This window comes from Streptomyces vietnamensis (assembly GCF_000830005.1).
GTDB classification, from domain to species: Bacteria; Actinomycetota; Actinomycetes; order Streptomycetales; family Streptomycetaceae; genus Streptomyces; species Streptomyces vietnamensis.
Map to the genome: position 1 here is coordinate 452,567 of NZ_CP010407.1, position 24,539 is coordinate 477,105.

Annotated in this window: 19 protein-coding genes; 12 read left to right on the forward strand and 7 right to left on the reverse strand. The window is 72.5% G+C overall.

The features are described 5' to 3' along the window. Positions 1-33: 33 nt before the first annotated feature. From SVTN_RS02020 to SVTN_RS02030, 3 genes are all read right to left on the reverse strand, one after another. Positions 34-1,542, reverse strand: coding sequence for a right-handed parallel beta-helix repeat-containing protein (locus tag SVTN_RS02020; RefSeq protein ID WP_052498863.1), 1,509 nt, complete (start codon positions 1,540-1,542; stop codon positions 34-36). 307 nt (positions 1,543-1,849) lie between these two features. Next, positions 1,850-2,233, reverse strand: a complete 384-nt coding sequence (locus SVTN_RS02025) for a hypothetical protein (RefSeq protein WP_159026408.1) — start codon at positions 2,231-2,233, stop codon at positions 1,850-1,852. 194 nt (positions 2,234-2,427) lie between these two features. Further along, positions 2,428-3,825: an APC family permease gene (locus SVTN_RS02030; protein ID WP_041127527.1), complete on the reverse strand. Its 1,398-nt coding sequence runs from the start codon at positions 3,823-3,825 to the stop codon at positions 2,428-2,430. Between the two features lie 528 nt (positions 3,826-4,353). On the opposite strand from SVTN_RS02030, the gene SVTN_RS02035 reads away from it, so the two are divergent. The 6 genes from SVTN_RS02035 (at position 4,354) to SVTN_RS02060 (ending at position 13,162) form a co-directional block, all read left to right on the forward strand. Further along, entirely contained in the window at positions 4,354-5,010 is a 657-nt protein-coding gene (locus SVTN_RS02035) for a hypothetical protein (RefSeq protein WP_041127528.1), read from the forward strand. Between the two features lie 134 nt (positions 5,011-5,144). After that, positions 5,145-7,421 carry a protein kinase domain-containing protein gene (locus SVTN_RS40845; RefSeq protein WP_052498864.1) on the forward strand — a complete coding sequence of 759 codons (2,277 nt, stop codon included), beginning with the start codon at positions 5,145-5,147 and terminating at the stop codon, positions 7,419-7,421. Positions 7,422-7,423: 2 nt separating this feature from the next. Beyond that, positions 7,424-9,766, forward strand: coding sequence for a protein kinase domain-containing protein (locus tag SVTN_RS40850; protein WP_052498865.1), 2,343 nt, complete (start codon positions 7,424-7,426; stop codon positions 9,764-9,766). 117 nt (positions 9,767-9,883) lie between these two features. Then, the gene (locus SVTN_RS02050) at positions 9,884-10,375 is read left to right on the forward strand and encodes a MarR family winged helix-turn-helix transcriptional regulator (RefSeq protein WP_041127529.1); all 492 of its coding nucleotides are present in this window, start codon (positions 9,884-9,886) and stop codon (positions 10,373-10,375) included. Continuing rightward, positions 10,372-10,818, forward strand: coding sequence for a MarR family winged helix-turn-helix transcriptional regulator (locus SVTN_RS02055; RefSeq protein WP_041127530.1), 447 nt, complete (start codon positions 10,372-10,374; stop codon positions 10,816-10,818). Before SVTN_RS02050 ends, SVTN_RS02055 begins: the two co-directional genes overlap by 4 nt. Positions 10,819-11,161: 343 nt before the next feature. Beyond that, entirely contained in the window at positions 11,162-13,162 is a 2,001-nt protein-coding gene (locus SVTN_RS02060; RefSeq protein ID WP_052498866.1) for an ATP-binding cassette domain-containing protein, read from the forward strand. On the opposite strand, the gene SVTN_RS02065 is transcribed toward SVTN_RS02060, so the two are convergent. After that, entirely contained in the window at positions 13,159-14,136 is a 978-nt protein-coding gene (locus tag SVTN_RS02065; protein WP_245727416.1) for a hypothetical protein, read from the reverse strand. The genes SVTN_RS02060 and SVTN_RS02065 overlap by 4 nt on opposite strands. A 14-nt stretch (positions 14,137-14,150) precedes the next feature. Here SVTN_RS02065 and SVTN_RS02070 point away from each other — a divergent pair, with 14 nt between their 5' ends. From SVTN_RS02070 to SVTN_RS02090, 5 genes are all read left to right on the forward strand, one after another. Continuing rightward, a complete protein-coding gene (locus tag SVTN_RS02070; RefSeq protein ID WP_078908148.1) occupies positions 14,151-15,353 on the forward strand; it encodes a CapA family protein in 1,203 nt (400 codons plus the stop codon). A gap of 169 nt (positions 15,354-15,522) precedes the next feature. After that, positions 15,523-17,766 carry a HAMP domain-containing protein gene (locus tag SVTN_RS02075; protein WP_167352189.1) on the forward strand — a complete coding sequence of 748 codons (2,244 nt, stop codon included), beginning with the start codon at positions 15,523-15,525 and terminating at the stop codon, positions 17,764-17,766. Positions 17,767-17,773: 7 nt separating this feature from the next. After that, complete coding sequence (gene pgsB, locus SVTN_RS02080; RefSeq protein ID WP_245727417.1) at positions 17,774-19,276, forward strand: poly-gamma-glutamate synthase PgsB; 1,503 nt, start codon at positions 17,774-17,776, stop codon at positions 19,274-19,276. A 60-nt stretch (positions 19,277-19,336) separates the two neighbouring features. After that, positions 19,337-19,822 carry a poly-gamma-glutamate biosynthesis protein PgsC/CapC gene (locus tag SVTN_RS02085; RefSeq protein ID WP_041133450.1) on the forward strand — a complete coding sequence of 162 codons (486 nt, stop codon included), beginning with the start codon at positions 19,337-19,339 and terminating at the stop codon, positions 19,820-19,822. A gap of 44 nt (positions 19,823-19,866) precedes the next feature. After that, entirely contained in the window at positions 19,867-20,943 is a 1,077-nt protein-coding gene (locus SVTN_RS02090) for a C40 family peptidase (RefSeq protein ID WP_041133451.1), read from the forward strand. Between the two features lie 8 nt (positions 20,944-20,951). On the opposite strand, the gene SVTN_RS02095 is transcribed toward SVTN_RS02090, so the two are convergent. The 3 genes from SVTN_RS02095 to SVTN_RS02105 all read right to left on the reverse strand — a co-directional run bounded on the left by SVTN_RS02095 (position 20,952) and on the right by SVTN_RS02105 (position 23,615). Then, positions 20,952-21,689, reverse strand: a complete 738-nt coding sequence (locus tag SVTN_RS02095; protein ID WP_041127533.1) for a hypothetical protein — start codon at positions 21,687-21,689, stop codon at positions 20,952-20,954. Then, the gene (locus SVTN_RS02100) at positions 21,686-22,375 is read right to left on the reverse strand and encodes an HAD family hydrolase (protein ID WP_041127534.1); all 690 of its coding nucleotides are present in this window, start codon (positions 22,373-22,375) and stop codon (positions 21,686-21,688) included. The genes SVTN_RS02095 and SVTN_RS02100 overlap by 4 nt, the downstream gene beginning before the upstream one ends. Positions 22,376-22,466: 91 nt before the next feature. Next, positions 22,467-23,615, reverse strand: a complete 1,149-nt coding sequence (locus SVTN_RS02105; protein WP_245727418.1) for a helix-turn-helix domain-containing protein — start codon at positions 23,613-23,615, stop codon at positions 22,467-22,469. On the opposite strand from SVTN_RS02105, the gene SVTN_RS02110 reads away from it, so the two are divergent. Continuing rightward, positions 23,614-24,510: an alpha/beta hydrolase gene (locus SVTN_RS02110; protein ID WP_052499599.1), complete on the forward strand. Its 897-nt coding sequence runs from the start codon at positions 23,614-23,616 to the stop codon at positions 24,508-24,510. The genes SVTN_RS02105 and SVTN_RS02110 overlap by 2 nt on opposite strands. The last annotated feature ends 29 nt before the right edge of the window (positions 24,511-24,539 follow it).

The window sequence follows — 24,539 nt, forward strand, 5'->3', positions numbered from 1 at the left end:
ACGGACCCCGCCCGTCCTCGGCGCCCGAGGCCCTTACAGGCCGGGTCCGTTGTACGCGCCGCGGTGCGGCTTCGTGGTGGCGCTCACCGGGTTCGCCCAGTAGTCGCGGCCGCCGTTGCCGCTGATCACGGAGCCGTTGTTCAGGGCGGGTGAGGTGGCGCGCAGCTTGTAGCCGTCGACGGAGTGGATCGTGTCGCCGCCGGTGCCGGGGTTCACGAACCGCGGGTCGCCGGCGATGCCGTTGGCGGTGGGCCGGGGCACGCCCTGGAAGACGTTCCACAGCCAGGAGATCCCGGCGCCGGTGGGCAGCCGGGAGTCGGTGGTCCCCACCCAGATGTTGTTCTCGACGACGCTCTCGTCGGGGAGCGTGATGCTGAACTTCTTGTCCGTGCAGTAGAGGACGTTGTTGTACATGTGCAGGGCGGAGCGGCCTGCGCTGACGCTGCTCATGCGGCAGTCGTTCTCGGAGATGTTGTAGCGGATGACCTGCTGGGCGGCGCCGATGGTGCCGCAGCCGTCGCAGTCGAGGAAGAAGCCGCCGATGTTGTCGCGGCTGAAGTTGTACTGGATCGTGCAGGTGCCGGTGTTGCCCCAGTCGCAGTCGAAGGCCTGGCTGTCGGCGACGGACATCCGCGTGATGCCGTACACGGCGTTCTTCTGGATGGTCGGGTTGTGGTCGCCGAGCACCCAGACGCCGGCGAAGTTGCCGCCGGAGAAGGGGTAGACGCCGTTGCCGACGCCGGAGGCGTTGTTGTACTGGATCATGGGGTCTTCGGCGTAGCTGGCGATGATGCCGTCGCCGCCGACGTCCTTGACGACGTTGTTCTCGATGAGGACTCCGGTGCCCTTGACGGCCATGGCGCCGACGCGGATCTTGAGGCCGCCGCCGCCCGTGTTGCTGATCCGGTTGTCGTGGACGTGGACGTCGTTGAGGGTCGAGTTCGTGCCGCTCGCGCCGGTGACGATGCCGGCGGACTGGACGTAGTCCTCGGTGGTCGGGCTGTTCTTGTTCGTCTGGCCGGCGACCCGGTCGATGACGAGGCCGCCTATGTCGAAGCCGCTGTGGGCGGTTCCGTCGGTGGCGGAGATCCGCAGGCCGGTGCGGCGGGCGAGGGTGATGGCGGGGTTGGTGATCTGGAGGTCGCTGATCCGCCAGTGGTCCTGGTTGGTGAGGGAGACGGCGTCGGGGGCGCCGCCGCCGTCGATCACGGGCAGGGCGCCGGTGCCGTAGCCGGTGAGGACGATGGGCGCGGCGGCGGTGCCGCTGCCCCGCGGGGCGAGGGCGCCGGTGCATACGGTGCCGGCGGCGAAGGCGAGCGTGTCGCCGGGTCCGTACGTCTTCCCGTTGGCCTGTCCGATGCTGTTGAACGGCGCCGCCTGACTGCCGTCCCCGGCGGCCGCCTGCGAACAGTCCACATAGGTGACGCTTCCCGCGGCCGCGGCGGGCGCGCCGGTGAGGACGGCGGTTCCGCCGAACGCGAGGACGACGGCGAGGAGCCCACGGCCCCTCACCTTCCGTGCGGGCAAAGCTCTGTCGGTCATGACGCAACAACCTTTCTGGCGGTCGGGTGCGGCCAGAAGCTAGGTGCGCCTGGTGATCGAGTCAATGCAATCCTGTCGATTGATCGAATTTCGATCGACTGACGGTTGATTGGTCGATCCCGGGCGCTTGCGTCCCCCGCGGACGGTGTCAGGCGGTTGCGCGCCGTATGTGCAGATGGCCGTCGAGCGGATAGGCGGGCGGACCGGGCGGCGCCGTCGTCGGTGGTCCGTTCACGACGGAGCGGGCCCCGAGGCCGGCGGGTCGGCGAAGGCCTCGGGGGTGTCGGCGCGGTCGGCGGCGCGTGGGTCAGAACCCGGCCACCGCCGGTACGAGGCGGTGGCGGCAGGCGTCCAGGGCGGCGTCGAGGTGGGCGGCGAGGCCCGGGTCGGGGGCCAGGACGGAGAGGCGGTGCATGGTCAGCATCGCGTCCCAGGCCGAGGTCCCGGCCAGGGGCGACGGGCTCCAGGCGGTGTCTTCGAGGTGGGTCCAGAGGTGGGCCCCGAAGCCCAGGTGAATCGTTCCTGCCCGGGATTCCTCCTCGTCGAGGGCGCGACGCGCCGCCGTCAGGAAGGTCACGGCGTGTTCGGGCCCGAGCGCCGAGACGACGGCCCGGAGGTGGGAGGCGGTCAGGGACGTGACCTCGGCCCAGTCGGCCGCATCACCGAATCGCTCGCACAGACGTACGTTCAACAGGTGTTCCATGTCAGTGGTCATGCATGCACAGATACGTTTCCGCTGCCCACGGGGCCCGTCACGACACGCGGGACGTACCGACCGACCCCCGGACGGAGTGATCGCCGTACGGAGCGGCCCCGTCCGGAGCACACCCGAGGGCCGGGGCGCAAGAAGCGCCCCGGCCCTCGGGTCGGACGGTTTCGGCAGGGTCAGAGCTGCTCGTCCTCCGGGATGCTGACCAGCCAGCGGGTCTCCTTGCGCGGCCGCAGGTACAGCGCCCAGTAGAGGGTGGCCACCGCCGTGATGCCGCCGGTCCACAGCAGGTACTCGACGTCCTGCATGTACAGGATGTACGCCATGACGCCGATGAGCACCACCGGGACCGCCGGCCACAGCGGCATGCGCCACGCCCCGACCTCGCGGTGCGCGCCCCGGCGGCTGAACAGCGCCGCCACGGCGACCAGGAGGTACATGCCGGTCACGGAGACGCCGGTCACGCCGTAGAGGGTGTCCAGGTTGACGAAGCACAGGGCCGCGCCCGGCACGCCCACGACCAGGGTGGCCACCCAGGGGGAGCCGAAGCGGCCCAGGCGGGACAGGGCGTTGTTGACGGGCTCCGGCCAGGCCTTGTCACGGGCGGAGGCGAACAGCACGCGGGAGTTCTGGATGACCATGACGATGCCGGCGTTGATGATCGCGAGGGCGACGCAGAGGCTGATGAAGGTGCCGACGGCCGAGTTGGACCAGGCCGCGATCATGCCGCTGATGTCGCCGCCGGTGAGGGTCTCCAGGTCGCCGGCGCCGAGGGTGATGGCGACGACGGGGACCAGGATGACGGCGGTCGAGATGGCGAGGGTGGCGAGCACGGTGCGGGCCACGTTCTTGCGCGGGTTCTCCAGCTCTTCGGAGAGGTAGACGGCCGTCGAGAAGCCCTGGGTGATGAAGAGGGCGATGGCGAGGCCGGAGACGACCATGGCGCCGGTGACGAGCGAGTGCGAGCCGCCCTCGGCCGCGACCTGGCCGTGGAGGAGGGAGCCGACGCCGCGCTCGGAGTGGGCGAAGCCGAGGATCGCGACGATTCCGGCCGCGATCACCTCGAGGACGAGGAAGATGCCGGTGATCCAGGCGTTGGCGCGCAGGTCGAGGAGGCCCGCGAGGGTCGCGAGGAGCATGACGCCAGCGCCGGCGATCGGGGCGGGGATGTGCACCAGGGGGGCGAGGTAGTCGGCGGTCCCCATGGCGATCACCGGTGGCACGATCATCACCACCAGCAGGGACAGGACGAAGACCAGCCAGCCGGCCAGGCGGCCCGAGAGGGTGGAGACGATGGCGTACTCGCCGCCCGCGCTGGGGATCAGGGTGCCCAGCTCGGAGTAACAGAACGCCACGCCGATACAGAGCAGCGAGCCGATGGCGATGGTGAGGGCGGCGTACGTGCCGACTCCGTCGAAGAGGTCGGGTACGACCACGAAGAGGGTGGAGGCGGGCGTCACGCACGAGAGCGTGAGCAATGTACCGCCCACGACACCGATGGAACGCTTGAGCTTCTGCGGCACAGGCTCGGTCTGAGGGGCCAACGCGTGCGGCGCGCTGAGGGTGTCGGTCATCAGGCGGTTCCGATCGATGCGAGCGGTGGTTCTGAACGGGAGCGGTATCGCCTCCGAGGCGGCTGGTGATCAAGTGGTTCCATGGGCTCCCGGGCTGAATGGAAGCGCGAGCAGAACCGCAGGTCAATGGCCTCTCTCCTGCGGAATCCGTTGTTCCGACACGCCCGGGCGGGGCGCCGGGGCGCCAAGAACGCGTCAAGAAAGCGGAAACGCTCCGTACGGGAACCGCAGCCCGCCGAGCAGGACTTTTCCCGCGCTTTACCGCCGCTCCACATTCCGGAACGCCGGACGACCCCGTAATGCCGGACGACCCCGTCGGACCCCGGACGGATCGCCGGGATACGGGGCATCCCGGACGTCCCCGCACGGCCGCGCCGATCCGGCGCCCTCCCGGCCCTGCCCGAGCCCGGTCCCAGCCGCTCGCGGCCCAGCTCAGAAGTGGCTCAAGTCCCTTGCCCGGCAAGCCCGTCGAAGGCAAGGTCGAATCCGCCATCGACCAATGGCGCAAGATCTCAGGGGGACACAAGCATGAAGATCACGAAGCTCGGCCTCTCCGCGTGCGCCGTCACCGCGCTGCTCTCCGGCACGGTCGCCTGTACGTCCGAGAGCGGCGGGACGGCGGCACTGCCCACGCAGGCGATCAGGACGGCCTGCGCGAACGGCACGTACACGTGGTTCAACGTCGACACGCGGGACGTCCTGACCAGCGTCGCCGCCAAGCAGAAGCTGGGCGAGAAGGGCGGCGCGGTGACGAACAAGCAGATGCCGCTCCACACTCCGACGACCGCCGTCACCTTCGAGAAGGGCCCGAGGATCGACGCGGAGGCCGTGCTCCGCTCCCTCGGCACCCACATCGGGGACACGGAAGCCGCCGAGGGTGACGCCTACGCCTTCGCCGACGTCCACCGGCCCGCGCCGAAGCCCGACTCGAACCGCACCGTCGTCGAGGGCCCCGGAACCGTCGTGGAATACGCCTTCGTACGACAGGTCACCGCCGACTTCCAGTACACCTGCGGCAAGGGCGAGCGGGCCGCGGGCCGCGCGATCGGCTGGACCACCGACGGTTCGGGTGTCCTGGAGTGCTCCACCTCGATCGAGAACGCGAAGGCGGGGGACGTGGGCGCGGAGGCCGCCCGTCTGTCCTGCGGTCCCGACTCCCCCGCGGCCAGGACGAAGAAGGCCTAGGAGCCGTCCGGCGGATCAGGGTCGGACAGGCCCTGGCGGGCGTACGAGGACCCCGCGTGCGAGCACTTCGTGAAGCCGGACACGAGCGCCCTCCTCGCCGGTAACCTGTGGGGCCGTCGAGGGAGGGGACCACGATGGAGCGACTCCGTGCGGACGATCCGCGGGAGGCCGGGCCGTACGCGCTCGTCGCGCGGCTCGGCGCGGGCGGCATGGGGGCGGTCTACCTGGGGCGGTCGTCCGGGGGCCGGACGGTGGCCGTGAAGATGGTGCGGCCGGACCTGGCCGTCGACGGCGCCTTCCGGGACCGGTTCCGGCACGAGGTCGCGGCGGCGCGGCGGGTGTCGGGGGCCTTCACGGCGCCGGTCGTGGACGCGGATCCGGATGCCCGGACGCCGTGGATGGCGACCGCGTTCGTCGTGGGCGTCTCGCTGCACCGCGCGGTCGGGACGCACGGCCCGCTGCCGGAGGACGCGTTACGGATGCTCACGGCCGGCCTCGCCGAGGCCCTGGTGGGGATCCACTCGGCGCAGGTGATCCACCGGGACCTGAAGCCGGCGAACGTGCTGCTCGCCCTGGACGGGCCGCACGTCATCGACTTCGGCATCGCGCGCGCCACCGACGGAACGTCCCTGACGTCCACCGGCTCCGTGATCGGCTCGGCACCGTACATGTCGCCCGAGCAGGCGCTCGGGCAGCACCTCACCCCGGCGAGCGACGTGTTCTCGCTGGGGACGACGGTCGTGTTCGCCGCGTGCGGGGAGAGCCCGTTCGGGGACGGCGCGAGCGCGGCGGTGCTCTTCCGGGTCGTGCACACCGAGCCCGATCTGTCGGCGGTTCCGGCGAGCTTACGGCCCCTGATCGAGCGGTGTCTGGACAAGGACCCGGCGCGGCGGCCGTCCCCGCGCGAGGTGATCGCGTACGTCGAGGATCTCGGCCGTCGCCCCGACCCCCGGCTCGGTTACGGCCAAGGCCCCCGTCGGGACCGGCCGGCGGAGGCGGCGGGCTGGCTTCCCGACCGGGTCGCGGCCGAGGTCCTCGCGCTGCGGGCGGCCCTCGCGGCGCCGCCCGAGCCGGAGCCGACCGTCCCGTTCACCGGCCCGCTGGAGGACCTCGTCCCGCCTCCGGGGGGACCCGGGCCCGCGCCGGGCCGGCGGACGCTGCTGTTCGGCCTGGCCGGCGGAGCGCTCGCCGTCGCCGGAGCCGGCACGGTGTGGGCGCTGAACCGGAAGGGCTCCGGGACGGAGGGCGGTGCGGGCGCCGGCGGCACGCCCGGGCCCTCCCGGTCCTCCCGCCCCTCTCCGGAGAGCGTGCCCGACGCGAAGCTGACCTGGCAGACGAAGCTGCCGGCCGCCGCCGTGCAGGTGCTTCCCGGGGACGGGGTCGTCGCCTGTGTGACCCTGGAGCAGATCGTGGGCCTCGATCGGCGGGGTCGTACGGCCTGGACGGTGAAGAGCGCCGACCACGACATGTACTTCTCCGTGATGGGCACCGCCGCCCTGACGGTCGCCGCCACGGACGGCAAGCGGCTGTACGTGTCGGGGGCCGGCCTGAAGCCGCAGGCGGGAGGGTCCGGCCTGAACTCCAGGGTCCTCTCGGTCCGCATGGCCGACGGCAAGGATCCCTGGACGGCGGCCCTGACGGAGCACCGCTCCGGCGGCGGGATCGGCTTCCCCGGCGTCCGCGGCGGCCGCGCCTACCTCCTGCCGCTCCTGACGGACGAGAGCAGCACCAACGGGCTGGGGGTGTGGGCGGTCGACCTCGCCGCCCGCCGCACGGCCTGGCTGCACACCGCTCGGGCGATGCCCGTGTTCTGGAGCCTGCCCCGGTCCGGCGGCGGGCTGCTGTACGCCGACACCGAGCGGATCGTCGCGGTGGACGCGAAGGGCAAGGCGGCCTGGTCGAAGGAGTTCAAGGCCGGCCTGGTGGGTGCCGCGGGGACGTACTACCTCCTCGTCGACTACCAGGGCACCCTGACCGCGATGGACGTGGCGACCGGCAGACGGGCGTGGACGGTGCCCGACGTCATCGGCGCCTCCCGGCTCGGCGACGGCGTCGCGACCGACGAGCGGGGCACCGTCGCCTTCGTGCTGGTACGGGACGCGGACGGCTTCACCCTGACCGCGCTGGACGCGGCGACGGGCAAGGCCCGGTGGCGCAGCCCGGTCCCGTCCGAGCCCGCGGGTTCGTCCCCCGGGAACCGGCTGCTGTACGCCGACGGGAACGTGTACCGGATCGGGGCGGACGGGATGGTGTGGGCCTTCGACGCGGCGAACGGCGCACCGCGCTGGAAGTACGGCGGGTTCAAGGGGATCAGCCCCGCGAACCTCGCCTGGGCCGCCGGAGACCGGCGGCTGTGCATCGCAGACACCGGAGCGACGACCGTCGCCGCACTGGACGCGAACGGAGCCTGACCATGACGCCGCTGGAGCCGTTGCTGCCGACCGACCCGCCCGCGATCGGCCCGTACGCCCTGCGGGGACGTCTGGGCGAGGGCGGCATGGGGGCGGTGTACCTGGGGCGGTCGCCCGGCGGCCGGACCGTCGCGGTGAAGCTGATCCGCCCGGAACTGGCCGCCGACCCGGGCTTCCGGGCCCGCTTCCGCGCGGAGGTGACGGCGGCCCGGGCCGCCTCCGGCGCGTTCACCGCGCCCCTGGTCGACGCGGACCCCGACGGTCCGGTGCCGTGGATGGCGACCGCGTACGTCCCGGGCGTCTCGCTCGGCCGGGCGGTGGCCCTGAACGGCCCGCTGCCGGAGCCCGCGCTGCGGGCGCTCGTGGCCGGGATCGCCGAGTCCCTGGAGTCGGTCCACGCGGCGGGCCTGACCCACCGCGACCTCAAGCCGGGCAATGTGCTGCTCGCCCTGGACGGGCCGCACCTCATCGACTTCGGCATCGCACGGGCCACGGACGCGACGGCGCTCACGGCCACCGGGATGATCCTCGGCACGCCCGCGTACATGTCGCCCGAGCAGGCCTTCGGGCAGCCGCTCACCCCGGCGAGCGACGTGTTCTCGCTCGGTTCGACCCTCGTGTTCGCCGCGCGCGGCGCGGGCCCCTTCGACGGCGACGGCGGCGGGCAGCCGCAGGACGTCCTGCGGCGCGTCGCCCACGAGGAGCCGGACCTGTCGGCGGTCCCCGAAGGACTGCGGCTCCTGGTCGCCGCGTGTCTGGCGAAGGCCCCGGGCGACCGGCCCACCCCGCGCCAGGTCGTCGACTTCGTCCGGAAGGCCGGGACTCCCCGGACGTCGGAGGTGTGGCTGCCGCCCGCGCTGATCGCCGCGATCGAGCGGGCGGCGGCGGTCATGGCGCCCTCGGTGCCCGCGGCGGCCCTGCCGCCGGCGGTACCGGCGCCTCCCCTGCCTCCCCTGCCGCCCGTACCGCCCTCCGTACCGCCGTACGCACCACCGGGCCCGGCGGACCCGGGCCGGCGCCGGCTGCTGACCCTCGGTCTCGCGGGCGGGGCCGTGGCGCTCGCGGGCGGCGGCACCGGGTTCGGCCTGTGGCTGGGGCGGGACGACCCGTCGAAGCCGAAGCCCACGACCGCCGCCAAGGCTCCCGCCCCCGCCCGCACCGACCCGGCGCGCCCGCTGGGCGACGGGTTCGCGGCGAAGCCCCTGTGGACGAAGCCCGTCTCCGAGCCCCTGGTCCAGATCCTGGGCGAGGGCGGGACGGTCGTCGCGTTCAGCGCGAAGCACGTCTGGGCCTTCGACCGGGCGGGCGGGCGCCGCTGGGGCCCGGTGGCCCACCTGCCGGACAGCGCGGCCGGAGCCATCGAGGGGAACATCGCGGCCGTGAGCGGCGGCATGGCGTACGCCGTGGTCCGCAGGGGGGCCGGCGAGCTCGACAAGGCGCTGCGGGCCATCCGCCTCGACACCGGCGCCGAGGCCTGGACCCTCCCGGCTCCGTACAAGTCCCCCTCGGGCGTGGGGGTGGCGGGTGCGCTGGACGGCAAGGTGTACGTCACGGGGACGGCCGGGTCGAGCAGGATCGACCCGAAGAAGGGCCTCCAGATCATCGCCGGACCGATGGTCTGGGTCGTGGACACGGCGAAGCGGACGGGATGGCACAGCATCCTCACGGACACGGAGGTCCGGTATCCGCAGGGCCGCCTCTTCGTGCCGTCCTCGGGCACCCGGCTGCTCTGGGCGAGCAAGAACACCGACGGCAGCGCGCAGACGATCGCGGCGCTCGACGTCCGCACGCGGAAGTTCGCCTGGGAGCAGCCCTCCCCGGGCTCCACGAACGACCCCATGGAGGGGCTGACCGAAGGCCGCTACGACCACTGGACCGACGGGCCGCACTCCTCGGCCGGCGGTCTGTTCCTCCATGTGACCGACCGGGTCCGCGCCGTCGACCCGGCGAACGGTCACGTCGCCTGGACGGGGCCGGAGGTCGCCCTGAGGGCCGTGGTCGCGAGCCCCGACGGCCGGACCGTCTTCGCCGCCGCCCGTGCCCGTACCGCGTTGTCGATCCTCGTGTACGCCTTCGACGCCCGGACCGGCTCCGTGCGCTGGGCGGGCACGATCCCCGATGACAAGGGCGGTCTGCCCGTGCTCCAGAGCGCGGACGGCACCGTCTACCTCGCCGCGGGGGGCCGGCTGTGGGCCCTGGACGCGGGGGACGGCGGGGTCCGCTGGTGGTACCGGTTCGCCACGACCCTTCAGACCGGCCCGCCGCGCGCGTTCTGGGCGGGCGGCGGCCAGGTGTACGTGATGGGCATGGACGGCCTGGTGGCCCTGAGCGCGAAGGGCCGGTAGCCGGCGGCCCGGGCCCGGCGGCCACCGGCCTCCGGGCCCGGGGCTCGGGGCTCGGGGCTCGGGGCCCGAGCGAGAAAATAGTAGCCATGTACATAGTAGCCATGTACGGTATCTCTCGTGAGTTCAGAAACCGAGAGCGCCACGGCGGGATTCCTGGTCTGGCGCCTGTCGATGAAGTGGCGCGTGGCCGTCGACCGGGCGGTCGCACCGCTGGGCCTGACCCATGCCCAGTACGCGCTGATGGGGTCCCTGTACGGCATGGCGCGCTCCGGGCGACAACCGAGCCAGCGGCAGCTGGCCGACCACACCGGGCTCGAAGCGCTGTACGTCTCCAAGCTCGCCCGCGCGCTTGAGGCGTCCGGACTCGTCGCCCGCACCCGGGACCCGGACGACCCGCGCGCCATGCGCCTTTCGCTCACCGAGCAGGGGCACGACGTCACCAGCCGCGCCATCACGGTGGTCCAGGGCCTCCTGGACCAGATGCTGGAGCCGCTCGGGGGACGGAAGAGCCCGCGCGCACGGCAGTTCACCCGCGAGCTCGAGGCCCTGCTCGAAGCACCTCTTGATCCGCACACCGAGACCACCGAGAACGCCGAGGAGCAGTCATGACCACCACCGCACCCATCCTCAACGGTCGCGTCGTCGCCCTGGCGCACTACGCCCCGCGCGCCCTCCTGGAGCGGGTGCTGACCCGCCACGGAATCACCTTCGAGCAGAGCGTCGCCCTCCGGGTCGTCTCGGTCGCGGGCGACTCCGTCGACCGGGACGAGCTCGTCACCGACGTCATCGGCTCGCTCAAGACCGACGAGTCCGTCGTGCGCGGAGTGGTCGACGAGCTGACGGCCTCGAAGCTCGTGGAGCAGGTGCCGGCACACGCCTCCCGGCTGCGCCTGACGGACGCCGGACGGGAGCTGTACGAGACCACCACCGCCGAGAGCCTCGGGATCGCCGCCCGGCTGTACGAGGGCATTCCGGCCGAGGACCTCGCGGTCGCCGGCCGCGTGCTGACCCTCATCACGGATCGCGCGAACGCCGAGCTGGCGGGGGCCTGAGGCCCGGCGGCTCCGGAGCCACGGCCTCCCGGGTCCTCGACCTCCGACCCGGGAGGCCCCCTGTCGGCGTTTCGGCCACGCGGCCGCGAGGGCGCGACCCACGCGCCGCAAGGATCGATGCATCCGGCACGAACGCGCATTCGCTCCACCGCGGGGTTCGGGCGCCGTCCGAAACACATGTGTTCGACCCGCCCGGCCTCCTCGTTGAGTTCTCCGACAGCCCAGCCCCCGGCTTCCGGAGAACGCCCATGCACCCCCTTCCCGGCCCTCGGCCCCTCGCCCCGCACCGTCATCGGCACGCCGTCTCGTTCCGCCCGGCACGCCCGGATGCGTGGTGGTCGGCATGACGACCACCACGGACGACTCGGCGTCCACGGCCCCGGCGGAGACCGTCTCGGCGGAGCCCGTCTCGGCGTCCGAGCGGTTGCTGTTCGGCGGTGAACTCGCCTACGACCAGGGCTGGAGCCAGCACAACGGGACCTGGGTGAAGCTGAGCATGTGGCGGATGGCCGTGAGCTTCCCCCGCCAGGTCGGCATCGCCGTACGCCTCGCCCGGCAGGCCGACCTCCGCGCCCTGTACACGGTGGCGGTCAGCGAGATCGGCCGCGGTGTGGCGCAGGCGTTCTCGCTGGTGGCGGTGAACGCGCTGCTGACCGAACTCCTCGCGTCGGGGGTCCTGGTCGACCGGCTGCGGGCGGCCCTGCCGTCGCTGGTGTTCGTGTCGGCGATGGCGGTCGTCTCCTCGCTGCTCAAGTCGGCGTCGACCGCCTCGACGGGGATTCTGGAGCCGAAGGTCCAACGGGTCGCCACCGAGCGGTACCTGGGCCTCGTCGCCCGGGTGGAGATGGACGCCATCGAGGACGACGCCTTCCACAAGCTGATGGACTCGGCGCAGTGGGGATCCGAGGGGGCCCGGCGGATGGTGGGCTACTGCACGGCCGTGGTCGCCTCGGCGATCTCCCTGATCGCCGCCGCGAGCGTGCTGACCGTCCTGCACGTGGCGCTGCTGCCGCTCCTCGTCGCGATGGCGCTGCCGAGCGCGTGGGGATCCCTGACGATGGCCCGGGCGCGGTACGAGAGCTGGCACCGGTTCGTCCAGCACGCGCGCGCCGGGCAGTTGCTGAGGCGCCTCCTGATCGACCAGCAGGCGGCGGGCGAGGTCCGGGTCCACGACGTGGGCCCGTTCCTGCTCGAGCACTACCGGGGCATGGCGGAGACCAGCGAGCGCGAACAGACGCGGCTCGCGTGGGTGGGAGCCCGCACGGGGCTGCTCGCGGACGGGGCGCGCGGCGTGGCCACGGTCGCCGCGTACACGGTGCTCGGGCTGCTCCTGTGGAACGGGCAGATGGCGCTCGCGGTCGGCGGTACCGCGGTGCTCGCGATCCGGGCGGGGTCGGCGAGCATCACGGACCTGGTGCTGCGGGTCACCGACATCCAGGAGGAGTCCCTCTTCGTCGCCGACCTGGAGCGGCTGTGCACCGAGGCCGAGCGGCGGGCGATCCCCGAGGCGGGCCTGGACCTGCCGGAGGACTTCGACGCGATCCGTTTCGAGAAGGTCACCTTCTCCTACCAGGGGGCCGAGGAGCCGTCGCTGCGAGAGGTGGACCTGGTCATCCCCCGCGGCAGGACCGTGGCCCTGGTGGGGGCGAACGGATCGGGCAAGACCACGGTGTCCAAGCTGCTGTGCGGCCTGCACATGCCCGACACCGGCCGGGTGATGTGGGGCGAGGTGGACGCCGCCGAGGCCTGTCGGGCGCGGCTCTTCTCCCGGGTGGCGATGGTCGCCCAGAACTTCCAGCGGTGGCCGTTCACCGCCAGGGTGAACATCGGGATCGGCCGACCGGGCAGCGCGATCGACGACCGCGACGTCGACGCCGCGGCGGCCTACGCGGGCGCCGACGACGTCGTGGCGAAGCTGCCCCGCGGCCTGGACACGCTGCTCGCCCGCGGTTATCGGGGCGGTCAGGAGATCTCCGGTGGGCAGTGGCAGAAGATCGGCCTCGCGCGAGCGCGGTACCGGAACGGGCAGGTCCTGGTCGTCGACGAGCCGACCAGCGCCCTCGACCCGGTGGCCGAGCAGCGGGTCTTCGACCAGATCCACCGGCTCGCCGGTACGGGTCAGACCACCGTCCTGATCACCCACCGGCTCCACAGCGTCCGCCACGCGGACCTCATCTACGTCCTGGAGCGGGGCCGGGTCGTCGAGCACGGCACGTTCGAAGAGCTCATGGACCCGGCCGGCGGCACCGGGGCGTTCCGGGAGGCTTACAACCTGCAGGCCCGCCAGTTCCTGGCCCCCACCGTTCCCGGACAGTCCGGGCCTTCGGACACGGCCAGGTCCTAGCGTCCCGCGGGGATGTTCGACCAGTCGAAGAGGAGGTCGGAGAGGGCGGTCCGGGCCTGTGCGGCCTTCTTGCCGTCCTCGGCCCGGGCCGCCGGGGCGAGCTCGGCGTGGATGAAGGTCGCGTGGTGGCCCTCCGCCGACTTCCCCTGGACGTTCGTGGTGCCTTCCAGGGGGCACCGGTCGGCCCAGCCCCGGCAGACACGGAGGCCGCTCGCCTGCATGCGGGCGGCGAGGGTCGCGGCCTCTTCGGGGGCGGTCTGCGCGGCGCCGGTGGAGAGGATGGCGTCGTAGGGGCGGTCCGGTCCCTTGGCGAAGCCGTGCAGCTGGAGGCCCGGAACACCGCGTTTCTGCAGTTCCGTGACGATCGTGTGGAAGAGGCTGTCGGTGCGGTGGGCGACGTCCGCCGCGTCTCCCCGGCCGGAGGTGCGGTGGGCTCCGGCGAGGACGAGGGCGCCGCCCGACGTCTTCTCCAGGAGCCGGGCGCCGAGGGACTCGGTGCCGCGGTCGGCCACCGGGTGCGGCACCTGGACGCTCCAGCGGACGGCGGAGTCGGCGGTGACGTACAGCCGCCCCCATCGCGCCTCGGCCCCCGGCTTCCGCGCGGCGACCTCGTCGTAGCGGCGGCCGAAGGTGGAGTCGGTGAGCCGGGTCACCTGGAAGCCGACGGAGGCGAAGCTCTCCTCGGCCTTGTCGCGCTCACCGTCGAGGAGCTGACCGACACCCCGGGCGAGGCGTTCCCGCTGGGCCGCGCTGGGGGGCGTGTACGGGTCACGGGCTCCGGCCTGCTTGGCGTACTCGACGATCCGGTCGTCCAGGTTCACGAGCTGACTGGGAGCGTCATCCCCTGCCTGCTCCCTGTCGCGCGCCGCGTCATGGCAGCCGGCGAGGGAGAGCACGAGTCCGATGACGGCGAGAGCGTAAAGAAAAAGTGATGCTCTCGTGACGCCCTGGGAGCAGTCGATCTTGGGACTCATGTGAAGATCAGCCGGTGACATTCTGCGATTCTCTCCCCATAGGCCGTGCTCTGGCAGTGACGGCGGCCCTCGCCGTCCTCACCGTCGGCTGTGCGTCCACGCCCACGGAGTCGCAGATCAAGCCGGGCGGCCGCTCGTTCACCGTCGCCGCCGCAGGAGATGTTCTCATCCACCCTGAGCTGGTGGAGCAGGGTGCCCGGGACGCGAAGAAGACCGGCAAGGGGGTCGCCGGACTGGACTTCGGCCCGCTGATGGCCGGGGTGAAGCCGGTGATCAGCAAGGCCGACCTGGCCATCTGCCACATGGAGACGCCCGTGGGCTCCCCCAAGGGGCCCTGGCAGGGGTACCCGGAGTTCCTCGTGCCGCCGCAGATCCTCACGACCGTGAAGGACGTGGGCTACGACACCTGCTCGACGGCCTCGAACCACACCAATGACCACGGTCTGAAGGCCATCCGCAGCACTCTGGACGCGATGGACAAGGCGGGGCTCGGTCACACCGGTTCGGCCCGTACGCCCGAGGAAGCGCAGAAGATCAACATCCGTGACGTCAAGGGCGTCAAGGTGGCGCACCTGGCCTTCTCGTGGGAGTCCTTCCTCAACCCGACGCCCGCGAAGGAACGCTGGTCGTTCAACCGGATCAGCACGGACGAGATCAAGAAGGCCGAGAAGCGGGCCCGGGCGCAGGGCGCCGAAGTGGTGATCCTCTCGCTCCACTGGGGCCTTGAGCACTACAACGAGCCGAGCGTCCCCCAGCTCCAGCTCGCCGAGCGGATCACCAAGGAGACCGGGATCAACCTGATCATCGGCCACCACGCGCACGTGGTGCAGCCGATCCAGAAGATCAACGGCAAGTGGGTCGCCTTCAGCCTGGGCAACCAGGTGGCCCGGCACGGGTCGCCCACGGGGCTGACCGAGGAGGGCGCGATCGGCTGGTTCGAGTTCCGGGAGACGGAGTCCGGGTGGGACGTGTCCGCCCGCTACCGCCCCACCCTGGTGGACATCCCGCCCGACCTCGAGCCCGGTGAGAAGCTCCCCGAGGGCGCCGTCGTGGACAACCGGCTCGTCGACGTCCAGCACGTGCTCGACCATCCGGAGGGCCTGACCGCGGACCGGCTCTCCCGCTACCGCCTCGCCGCCGAACGGACCCGCGGCTTCCTCTTCAACCGGGGGGCTCCGGGGGGCGACGGCCTGGCCGAGCTCTCCCTGGACTACTGAGCACCCTCCCCTTTCGTGCGTTTGTACCACCACGGCTGACCCGGGCCCGCGTCAGCGGCGGACCGCATGTGCGGCGGACCGCAGGAATCAGGAAAGAGCAGCAGTGACATCGAGTAATGCCGCGTACCGCGTGCGAGGCGGGCGGCGCCGGAGCCGCAGGCGTGCGGACATGCCGCTCCTGGGCGGCATCCGTCCGCCGATCGCGGTCCTGTGCGTGCTGATCCTCGGCCTGGCCGGTCTGACGGCCAAGGTGCTCGGTCCCGGCAAGGACACGGTCGTGCCGGAGGCGGTGCTGTCCTCGCAGCAGTACTTCGCCGAGGACGGCGCCATCGCGCTGCGCGCCTCGATCGACGAGCGGATCACCGACCTGCAGCGGACCGCCACGGCGCTCAGCGCGGGCAGCCCGGTGAAGCCCGAGCGGATCCTGTCGGACCTGGGCCGGACCTACCAGAAGTGGACCGGCACGACCGTCGTCGACCTGGAGAGCGGGGACGTCCTCGCCGCGCGCGGGGAGACGATCCCCCTCTCCTGGCTGGACAAGGACGTCCTCCTCGGCAAGCAGGCCCTGACGCCCCGCATGGTGCGGCTCGAGACCGGCGACGTGCGTCTGATGACCATGGCCGTACTGGACTGGCCCGGCCGGCCGCAGCAGCTGCTCCTCGCGTCCAGCAGCCTGTCCGTGCCCCCCATCAACCTCGGCCCCTTCCGCACCATGTCCGTCGTCGCCGAGAACGGCGAGATCCTCGGCACGGCCGGCTTCGAGCAGGCCGAAGCGCTCAACTCCGACCAGGAGCGCCAGGAGCTCACCTTCCTCCACAAGCAGATGACCCGCCTGGCCGACCAGGCCGCCGTGCGCACCGAGGAGCACCCCGTGCGCGCGAAGGAGCCCGGCTCCCGGGGCTACCCCGGCGTCAGCGGCACCCTCCTGGGCGGCGAGTACAACGGCCGCATCGCCACGGCGGGCTACGCCTCGCTCGCCTCCTCCAACCCGGAGAACAAGCCGAGCCAGGCCGCCGGCCTCGGGCTCACGGTGGTGGCCCTGCTGCCCGTGGTCGAGCAGAAGACCTCCGACCAGGGCCGCGAGCTGTACGGCCTGGCGGCGGCGGGCGTCCTCGTCCTGCTCGGGCTCCTCGCGGTGACCGTCCTCTGGGCGACCGTGCAGCGGCCGCTGCTCCGGCTGTTCCTGGAGTCGCGCCGGCTCGCCCGCGGCGATCTGACCCGGCCCGTCACCGTGCCCCGCTGGGGAGAGGCCGCCCGCATCGGCACCGCTCTCGAACGCCTGCGCCGGCAGCTCGCCGGTGACGGCGGCGGCTCCGACGGCGCCCCGCGCCGGCGGATCCTGGTCGGCGGACGCGGTCCGCTGGTGGTGACGGCGGCGCTGCTGCTCCTGTGGTGCGTGCCCGTCGGCCTGCTCCTGAACCGCACGGACGATTCGGTCAGCGTGCCGGCCACCATGGTCAACGACCAGCGCGACCGCACGGACCTGATCGCCGACCGCCTGCGCAGGGCGCTCAACGAGGCGCAGGCCGACCTCGTCTCCACCGCGAGTCTGATCGGCGAGGAGAACCCCGAGGACACCAACCGCCTCCTCGACGAGGCGCTGCTCAAGCACCCCCGCTACCGGGCCCTGTACGTCGTCGACGCCGCCGGCGGCATCAGCGCGAAGGCGGGTACGGACCCCCACGACTGGAGCGGCGGCAAGGACCTGCCGCCGGTCCGGGTGTCCGGGCAGGGCGGCAAGGAGCCGATCGTCCAGGCCGGCGCTCCGGTGCCGGGGCGGAAGGGCGGCACCCTGGTCGGCGAGATCCGGGTGGAGTTCCTCGACTCGCTGCTGGCCCGGCCCGGCCTCGGCGACGTCCGCGTGGTGGACTCCGCCGGGCAGACCGTCGCCGCCGGCAACGGCTTCCTCGCCTTCGAGGAACTCCCCGAGGGCCCCCTGACCGACCTCGTGCGGGCCGCCAACCTGAGCGTCGGCGCGGGTCCCGTGGAGAACGGCCTGCTGATCCGCGAGGGGAACAAGGTCACCGTCGCCGCGGCGGCCCCGTTCTCCGGCGGCGGCGTCACGGCCGACCTCGGCTGGACCGTCGTCAGCCGGCAGGACGCCTCGCGCTTCCAGATCGCCCCGTACGAGCGCGAGGACCGCAGCGTGCTCGCCGGAATGCTCGGGCTCGCCGCCATCATCTTCTGCCTCGGCTGGGTCTACCTGGTGGTCGTCCGGCCGCTGCGCGCCCTCGCCGGCAGTGCCGAGAAGCTCGTGGACGGCGACCTCAAGACCGTGCTGTACCCCCGGTACCAGGACGAGGTGGGCGCCGTCGTCCGCAGCCTCGAACTGCTGCGCCAGCAGGCGCAGGCCCACAGACACAACCAGGCGCGCCGGTCCGCGGAGACCCGGCCCGGCGTCGGCGGAAGGTGACAAGCCCGTGCTCTACCTCTACTTCGTCCTGCTGATCAGCGGCGTGTTCCTGCTGATCGCGGGCATCGTGGAACAGCGCAGGCACTACGCCGCCCTCCACACCATCCCGACCCGGGTGCTGGTCAACGGCATCCGGGGCAAGTCCTCCATCACCCGGCTCTGCGCCGGGGCCCTGCGCGGCGGCGGTCTGGTGACCGTCGCCAAGACGACGGGTACGGCGGCGCGCTTCATCCACCCCGACGCGACCGAGGAGCCGGTCTACCGGAAGTTCGGCATCGCCAACGTGGTGGAGCAGATCGGCATCGTGCGCCGGGCCGCCACGTACCGGCCGCACGCCCTCGTCATCGAGTGCATGGCCGTCATGCCCGCGCTGCAGGAGGTCAACCAGAGCAAGCTGATCCGCTCCACGATCGGCGTCCTGTGCAACGTGCGCGAGGACCACCTCGCCGAGATGGGCCCCACCCTGGACGACGTGGCCCGCTCCCTGTGCCGCTCGATGCCGGAGGACGGCATCTGCGTGACCGCCGAGAAGGAGCGCTTCCACATCCTCCAGGAGGAGGCCGACGCCCGGAACTGCCGGCTGGTCTACGCCGACCCCGAGACGGTCAGCGACGCCGAGCTGCGCGGCTTCAGCTGGTTCACCTTCAAGGAGAACGTCGCGATCGCCCTGGCCGTCGCGGAGCTCCTCGGCATCGACCGGGAGGTCGCGCTGCAGGGCATGTACGACGCGCCGCCGGACCCCGGTGTCCTCTCGGTGGAGCGCTACGTCACGCCCGACAACCGGCGGCTCGCCTTCGCGAACGTCTTCGCGGCCAACGACCCCGAGTCGACCCTGATGAACGTCAACCAGCTGCTCGACCTCGGGGCCATCAGCCGCCCCCTGAACGTCGTGATCAACTGCCGCCCCGACCGCGTCGAGCGCAACGGGCAGATGGGCGAGATCATCCCGGACCTGCGGCCGGACAACGTCTTCGTCATCGGTCACCCCGCGAAGAGCGCCATCGACGCCATCCCCGCCGCCTGGCGGGACCGGGCCGTCGACCTCGGCGGCGACCGGCGCCCGGCCGAGGACTTCATGCCGGCCCTGCTCGGCCGGATGCCCGACGGCTCCTCGCTCGTCGCCATCGGCAACATCCACGGCCAGGGCGAGGAGCTGCTCGAATACCTCGCCGAACTCCCGGCCGACGACAGCGCCGTCGACCACCACGCCGACGGGGACTGGGCGCAGCAGGCACCGGCGGGCCCCGCCCAGCCGCCGCGCCTGGACCCGTACGCCTCGTACCCCCTGGCCCAGGAGGAGCGGTACCAGGCCTCCCAGACCCAGGAGATCCCCCTGGTCCGGATCCCGCTCCAGCCGACCGACCCGCGCCCCGGGCCGGTGGTGCTCACGGCCCAGCGCGGCCCCGACGACGGGTGGACCGTCCCCGTGCCCGCCGCCCCCGAGGAGTCGTTCGGCTGGTTCCACCAGCCGGCCCACGAGGGCGACGACCGCACGCATCCGCAGCCCTGACCCACCGGTCCCCCCGCCGACCGCCCGCCTCACCACCCGTAACCGCGCCCGGAGCCCCCGTTGACCACCGCCGCACTGACCCCCGAGATGGCCGCCCTGGGCATCGCCATAGGCCTGCTCTTCTCCCTGCTGTGCTACCTCACGACCAACCTCTCCCCCGGCGGGATGATCACCCCGGGCTGGATCGCCCTCACCCTCATCGAGGACCTGCAGCGCGCGGCCATGGTCGTGGGCGTCACCGCGCTGACGTACGCGGGCACCAAGCTCATGCAGCGGCTCGTGATCCTGTACGGCAAGCGGCTGTTCGCCGCGGTGGTCCTGCTCGGGGTGCTGCTCCAGGCGACGGTGATGATCGTCCTCTCGATCGAGTTCCCCCTGATGTACGGCAACCAGACCCTCGGGTTCATCGTGCCCGGCCTCATCGCCTACCAGCTGGTCCGCCAGCCCAAGGGGCCCACGCTCCTCGCGACGGCCTCCGTCTCGCTCCTCGCCTACATCGTCGTCGCCGCCGGCCTGCTGCTCGGCGTCATGCCCGCCGCCGCCTGAGCATCGCCGCCCGCCGGCCACCGCCTGAGAACCAAGGAAGAACCATGGCAGGGAAGAAGAAGTCACGCACGCTCCTCTCGGGCCTCGCCGTGCTCGGGCTCGTCGCGACCTCGGGGTACCTCACCCTGGAGCTGCGCAAGCAGGAGGAGCAGGGCGTCACCGAGGTCCGCAACGTCGGCGTCCTCAACGGCACCGGGAAGGCGGGCGCGGCCCAGAACACGGGCGGGGAGCAGTGGTCGCGCCTGGAGAACCCCGCGCGCAGTGTGCTGCGCGGCGCCGACGGCCAGGTCGAGGCGGTCCTGACCGACGGCGCGCGGACCGCGAAGCTCACGGGCCCGGCCCGTACCTTCGCCGAGCCGACCTCCACGGCCTCCAAGGTCTCCACGACCGACTGGATCCGGCTCATGCCGAAGCCCTGGGCCAAGGGCGCGGAGAAGGAGAAGTGGTTCAAGGACTGGTACGCGGAGAACGCGGACAGCAAGGAGGACGACATCTTCGCGTTCGCCTTCCAGTACGTGGCGGGCGCGCCGCAGCGCAAGGACGAGCAGGGCCGCGTCGTCGCGGGTGACGCGAACTTCGGGCCGCTGAACACCACCGGGGCCGAGGGCGGTGACCTCCGTCTGGAGCAGTCCGACTTCTACGACTACCTCGGCGTCCCGTACCCCTTCCGGGACGGCACCGTCGGCAAGCCGGAGGCGATGCGGATCCGGTCGCTGGACTGCTCCGGCTTCATGCGCATGGTGCTCGGCTTCCGCGCGCGCTACCCGCTGATGTCCTCGGACAAGTCCGGCGACGGCCTGCCGCGCACGGCGAACGGCATGGCCCGTTCCGATCAGGGCGTGGACATCCTGCCGCTGACCGGCATCGCCGCGCAGAACCGTCCCTCCGCCATCGACGAGCTGCAGCCGGGCGACCTGGTGTTCTTCAAGCTGGACACGCGCACCGGGCAGCGCCTCGACCACGTCGGCATGGTCCTCGGCCACGACACCGAGGGTCACCTGGTCTTCGTCTCCAGCCGCGAGGAGGTCAACGGGCCCACCATCGGTGACATCGGCGGTGTCTCCCGCCTCGACGGCAACGGCTACTACGCCAAGACGCTGCGCAGCGCGAAGCGTCTCTGACGTCCCCCCTATCGGCCGCGCATCAGCTCCAGGTCTTCGCCCCAGGCGTCGAGCACGGCGCCGTGTCCGTGGTGCCGTGCCACTGCCTCGACCCGGGCGAAGAGCCGCCGCTGGGCGGGGACGTCGCCCGATCCGGAGATGCGCGCCACGGCGTCGAGCAGGGCGTCGGTGTCCCAGCCGGGCAGCGGGTACCGGGCGAGCTCCCACTCCAGGTACTTGTTGTAGGGGCGGGGGCGGCGGTCGAGGGCGAAGAGCAGTTCGAGGAGGTGGCCGATGCTGTCGGCGGCGTCGAGCCGGGCCGCGAGTCCGTGTCCGTCCCTGTCGTTCTTGAGCGAGCGGTAGAGGGAGTTGGCGTAGGCGTCGAGCCACTGGGCGGCGGCGCGGGAGGCCTCGTCGGCGGTGAGGCGCGCCTTGGCGGCCAGGATCCGGGCGATGTCTCCGTCGAGCCGGTCGAGCACGACCCGGGCGCGGGCGAGTGCGTACCGTTCGAAGCCCGGCATGCCCAGGGCACGGAACTCGTCGAGGGTGAGGAGGACGAGGTCGAGCTCTCGGGTGCGGTGCCCGGTGTAGCGGGTGAGGTCCGTCGGCACGCCTTCGGCGAGGACGACGTACAGGTCGTGGTCGGAGTGCTCGGTGGTCATGCCCTCGTGCGCCCGGGACCCCTTGAGGACGAGGCCGAGGACCGCCGGGTCGGCGGAGGCGAGTGCGACGAACGCGTCGTGGGTGAGGGGCTGTCGGGCTGTCATCGGGCGATCCCGCAGGCCCCGAGCACCAGGTGCAGCCGTTCCTCGACGGTCCGGGTCAGGGGCGGGAGGAGGAGGGTCGGCAGGCCGGCTTCGACGCCTCCGCCGTCGTGGCCGGAGCGGTCGCCGACCATGAGGGCCTCGTCGGGGCGCACCCCGAGCTGCTCCAGGGCCACGCCGAAGAAGGCGGGGTCGGGCTTGCACAGGCCGTGTTCGAAGGACAGGGCGTAGTCGTCGACGTACGCGTCCAGGCCGGTCTTCTCGAACGCGGGCCGGATGTCGACGTGGATGTCGCTGATGACGGCCACCTTGACCCCGGCGGCCTTCAGCCCCGCCAGGGTGGGTGCGACGTCCGTCGCGAACGGGTTGCCGGTGGGGTCGGAGAGGGTCGCGTACAGCGCGTCGGCCAGGGCCGGTTCGATCCCCGCGGCCCGCATCCACGTGTCGTAGCCCTCGCGGTGCGCGTCGGCGGACACGTCGGACCAGCCCCCCGTCACGTCCGGCAGTCGGCCCGCCTCGGTCAGGGCCTCGCTGATCCGCCGTACCTCCGTCTCCGGGGCTTCGCGGCCGAGGCCGAGCAGGGTGCTCTCGATCCAGTGGGCGCCCCTCGGTCTCCCGGCGATCGGGCCCCACTTGGGGACCACGAGCGTTCCGACCCAGTCGAACAGCACTGCTTTGAAGTAGGGCATGTCTCCCCCGAGAGCGGTCGGTCCATGATCGCGGGCAGCTTTTCAGCCCCGTCCGGTGGCGTCAACGAACTTTCCCGCCGTGCTCGCCCGCTCAGTTGTGGAGCAGTCGCCAGGTGGTGAGGGCGAGCCGGGCGCGGGTCAGGCCCGCGGGGGCCGTGAGGTCCAGGGCGAGGGTCCTGCCGATGTGGTCGAGGCGGCGGGCGATGCTGCTGTGGTGGAGGTGGAGGAGCTCGGCCGCGCGGCGGACGGAGGCGGTGGCGCAGTAGGTGTCCAGTGTCTCCAGGTCCTCCGGGGACAGGCGGTCGATCGCGGTCACGTCGGGGTTGTCCCGTACGGCCTCCTCGGGGATGTCCGCCAGGAGGGCCAGCGCGCCCAGGTCGGCGTGGTGGACGACGGGTTCGCGCGGGGTGGTGAAGCGGAGCGCCGTACGGGCCTGGCGCCAGGAGCGGTCGGGGCTCCCGGTGCCGCCGATGCCCGCTCGTACGCCTGCGGGGAAGCCCGTACGGTCCAGGGTGGTGGCCAGGATGACGCCCACGTCGGCGAGCGGGGCCGCCTTCACCGGGCGGCCCGGGCAGACCAGGGTGCCGACGCGGTCGAGCGGGAGGCTGGTGCGTACGGCGACGACGTGGACGGGGAGGTCGGGGGCGAAGCCCAGGAGGCGGAGCGCCCGGGCCCGGGCGGCGTCGTCGCTGTCGGAACTGACGGCCAGTTCGACGAGGGCCGGGTCGGCCATGGTGGTGCGGGCGGGGCCGTAGCGTTCGGCGGCGGCCGCGGCGGCGAGGGCGAAGCGGTCGAGGAGGACCTCGTCGAGCGGGTTGGGCGGGCCGGGACGCTCCAGCCAGACCGTGCCGATCTCCTCCTCGTCGAGGGTGATCGGCACCTCGGTGGACGCGGGCGCCGGCGGGGTGGACGCCTGCGTGCCCTGGGGCGAGACGCGGGTCGAGCGGCCGGTGCCGTGGAGCCGTATCCCGGCGACGCACTCGGCCAGGCCCGCCGATGCCCGGGCGAGCGCCGGGAGGTCCACCCGGCGGCGCATGAGGGTGTCGTAGAACGCGACGATGCGCATCGCGCCGTCCACGTACGGATCGAGTCCCGACAGCCGTACGGCCAGTGCCTCCATGGCAGAAGGATCGCAGAAGGACGGAGCGACGGGGGCGCGCCGTTCGGTGCGTGACCGGCGCGGGACGCGCGACGGATGGCGGATGATCTCCCGGCGGCCGGCCCGCAGGATGGTCGTCATGGATCCCGAACTCGAAGCGTTCATCCCCTTCTTCCCGCAGACCGATCTGTCCGACCCGGTCTCCGCCCGCGCCTACTTCGCCGGTCTGGCGGCCGCCGTACCGGCGCCGGACACCTCGGAGATGGAGGTCGAGGACCGTGTCGTGCCCGGCGACCCGGACGTGGCGGTACGGATCTACCGGCCGCGCCGGGCACAGGGGGCGGTGGTCTGGCTGCACGGCGGCGGGTACGTCATGGGGAACGTGGACACCGAGCACCCGTGGGCCACCCGCATCGCGGAGAACTCCGGCGCGGTGGTGATCTCCGTCGGCTACCGCCTTGCCCCCGAGCACCCGTTCCCGGCCGCGCTCGACGACGCCTACGCCGTACTGAACTGGATGGCCGGACACGCGGCCGAACTCGGCATCGACCCCGCACGGATCGCGGTCGGGGGCCACAGCGCCGGCGGCGGGCTCGCGGCCGCGGTGGCGCTGCGGGCGCGGGACGAGCAGGGGCCGCCGATCCGTTTCCAGCTGCTCAACCAGGCGGGGCTCGACGACCGTCTGGAGACCTGGTCGGCACGGAACTTCACCGACACGCCCTGGTACCACCGCGGCAAGGCGATCGCCGCCTGGGGGCACTACCTGGGTGGCCGGCCGGCCACCCCGTACGCCGCCCCGGCGCGGGCGGCCGATCTGTCGGGCCTCCCGCCGGCGTACGTCGCCTCGGCCGAGTTCTGCCCGAACCGCGACGAGGACCTCGCCTACGCGGTCCGGCTGCTCCAGGCGGGCGTGTCCGTCGAGATCCACCAGTGGCCCGGCACGTTCCACGGATCGCAGGCGATCCTCTCCGCCGAGGTCTCGCAGCGGCAGAACGCCGAACTCGGCGCCGTGCTGCGGCGCGCCCTCGCCGACTGACCCCACCGATGATCGAGAAAGGACTCATG

What these genes read in the sequence shown, in the direction of transcription:
- SVTN_RS40845 (WP_052498864.1), top strand. Translation starts at nt 5,145, where the DNA reads ATGGAGCGACTCCGTGCGGACGATCCGCGGGAGGCCGGGCCGTACGCG.
- SVTN_RS02035 (WP_041127528.1), top strand. Translation starts at nt 4,354, where the DNA reads ATGAAGATCACGAAGCTCGGCCTCTCCGCGTGCGCCGTCACCGCGCTG.
- SVTN_RS02060 (WP_052498866.1), top strand. Translation starts at nt 11,162, where the DNA reads ATGACGACCACCACGGACGACTCGGCGTCCACGGCCCCGGCGGAGACC.
- SVTN_RS02100 (WP_041127534.1), bottom strand. Translation starts at nt 22,375, where the DNA reads ATGCCCTACTTCAAAGCAGTGCTGTTCGACTGGGTCGGAACGCTCGTG.
- SVTN_RS02075 (WP_167352189.1), top strand. Translation starts at nt 15,523, where the DNA reads ATGCCGCTCCTGGGCGGCATCCGTCCGCCGATCGCGGTCCTGTGCGTG.
- SVTN_RS02105 (WP_245727418.1), bottom strand. Translation starts at nt 23,615, where the DNA reads ATGACGACCATCCTGCGGGCCGGCCGCCGGGAGATCATCCGCCATCCG.
- SVTN_RS40850 (WP_052498865.1), top strand. Translation starts at nt 7,424, where the DNA reads ATGACGCCGCTGGAGCCGTTGCTGCCGACCGACCCGCCCGCGATCGGC.
- SVTN_RS02020 (WP_052498863.1), bottom strand. Translation starts at nt 1,542, where the DNA reads ATGACCGACAGAGCTTTGCCCGCACGGAAGGTGAGGGGCCGTGGGCTC.
- SVTN_RS02030 (WP_041127527.1), bottom strand. Translation starts at nt 3,825, where the DNA reads ATGACCGACACCCTCAGCGCGCCGCACGCGTTGGCCCCTCAGACCGAG.
- SVTN_RS02095 (WP_041127533.1), bottom strand. Translation starts at nt 21,689, where the DNA reads ATGACAGCCCGACAGCCCCTCACCCACGACGCGTTCGTCGCACTCGCC.
- SVTN_RS02065 (WP_245727416.1), bottom strand. Translation starts at nt 14,136, where the DNA reads ATGAGTCCCAAGATCGACTGCTCCCAGGGCGTCACGAGAGCATCACTT.
- SVTN_RS02110 (WP_052499599.1), top strand. Translation starts at nt 23,614, where the DNA reads ATGGATCCCGAACTCGAAGCGTTCATCCCCTTCTTCCCGCAGACCGAT.
- SVTN_RS02090 (WP_041133451.1), top strand. Translation starts at nt 19,867, where the DNA reads ATGGCAGGGAAGAAGAAGTCACGCACGCTCCTCTCGGGCCTCGCCGTG.
- SVTN_RS02055 (WP_041127530.1), top strand. Translation starts at nt 10,372, where the DNA reads ATGACCACCACCGCACCCATCCTCAACGGTCGCGTCGTCGCCCTGGCG.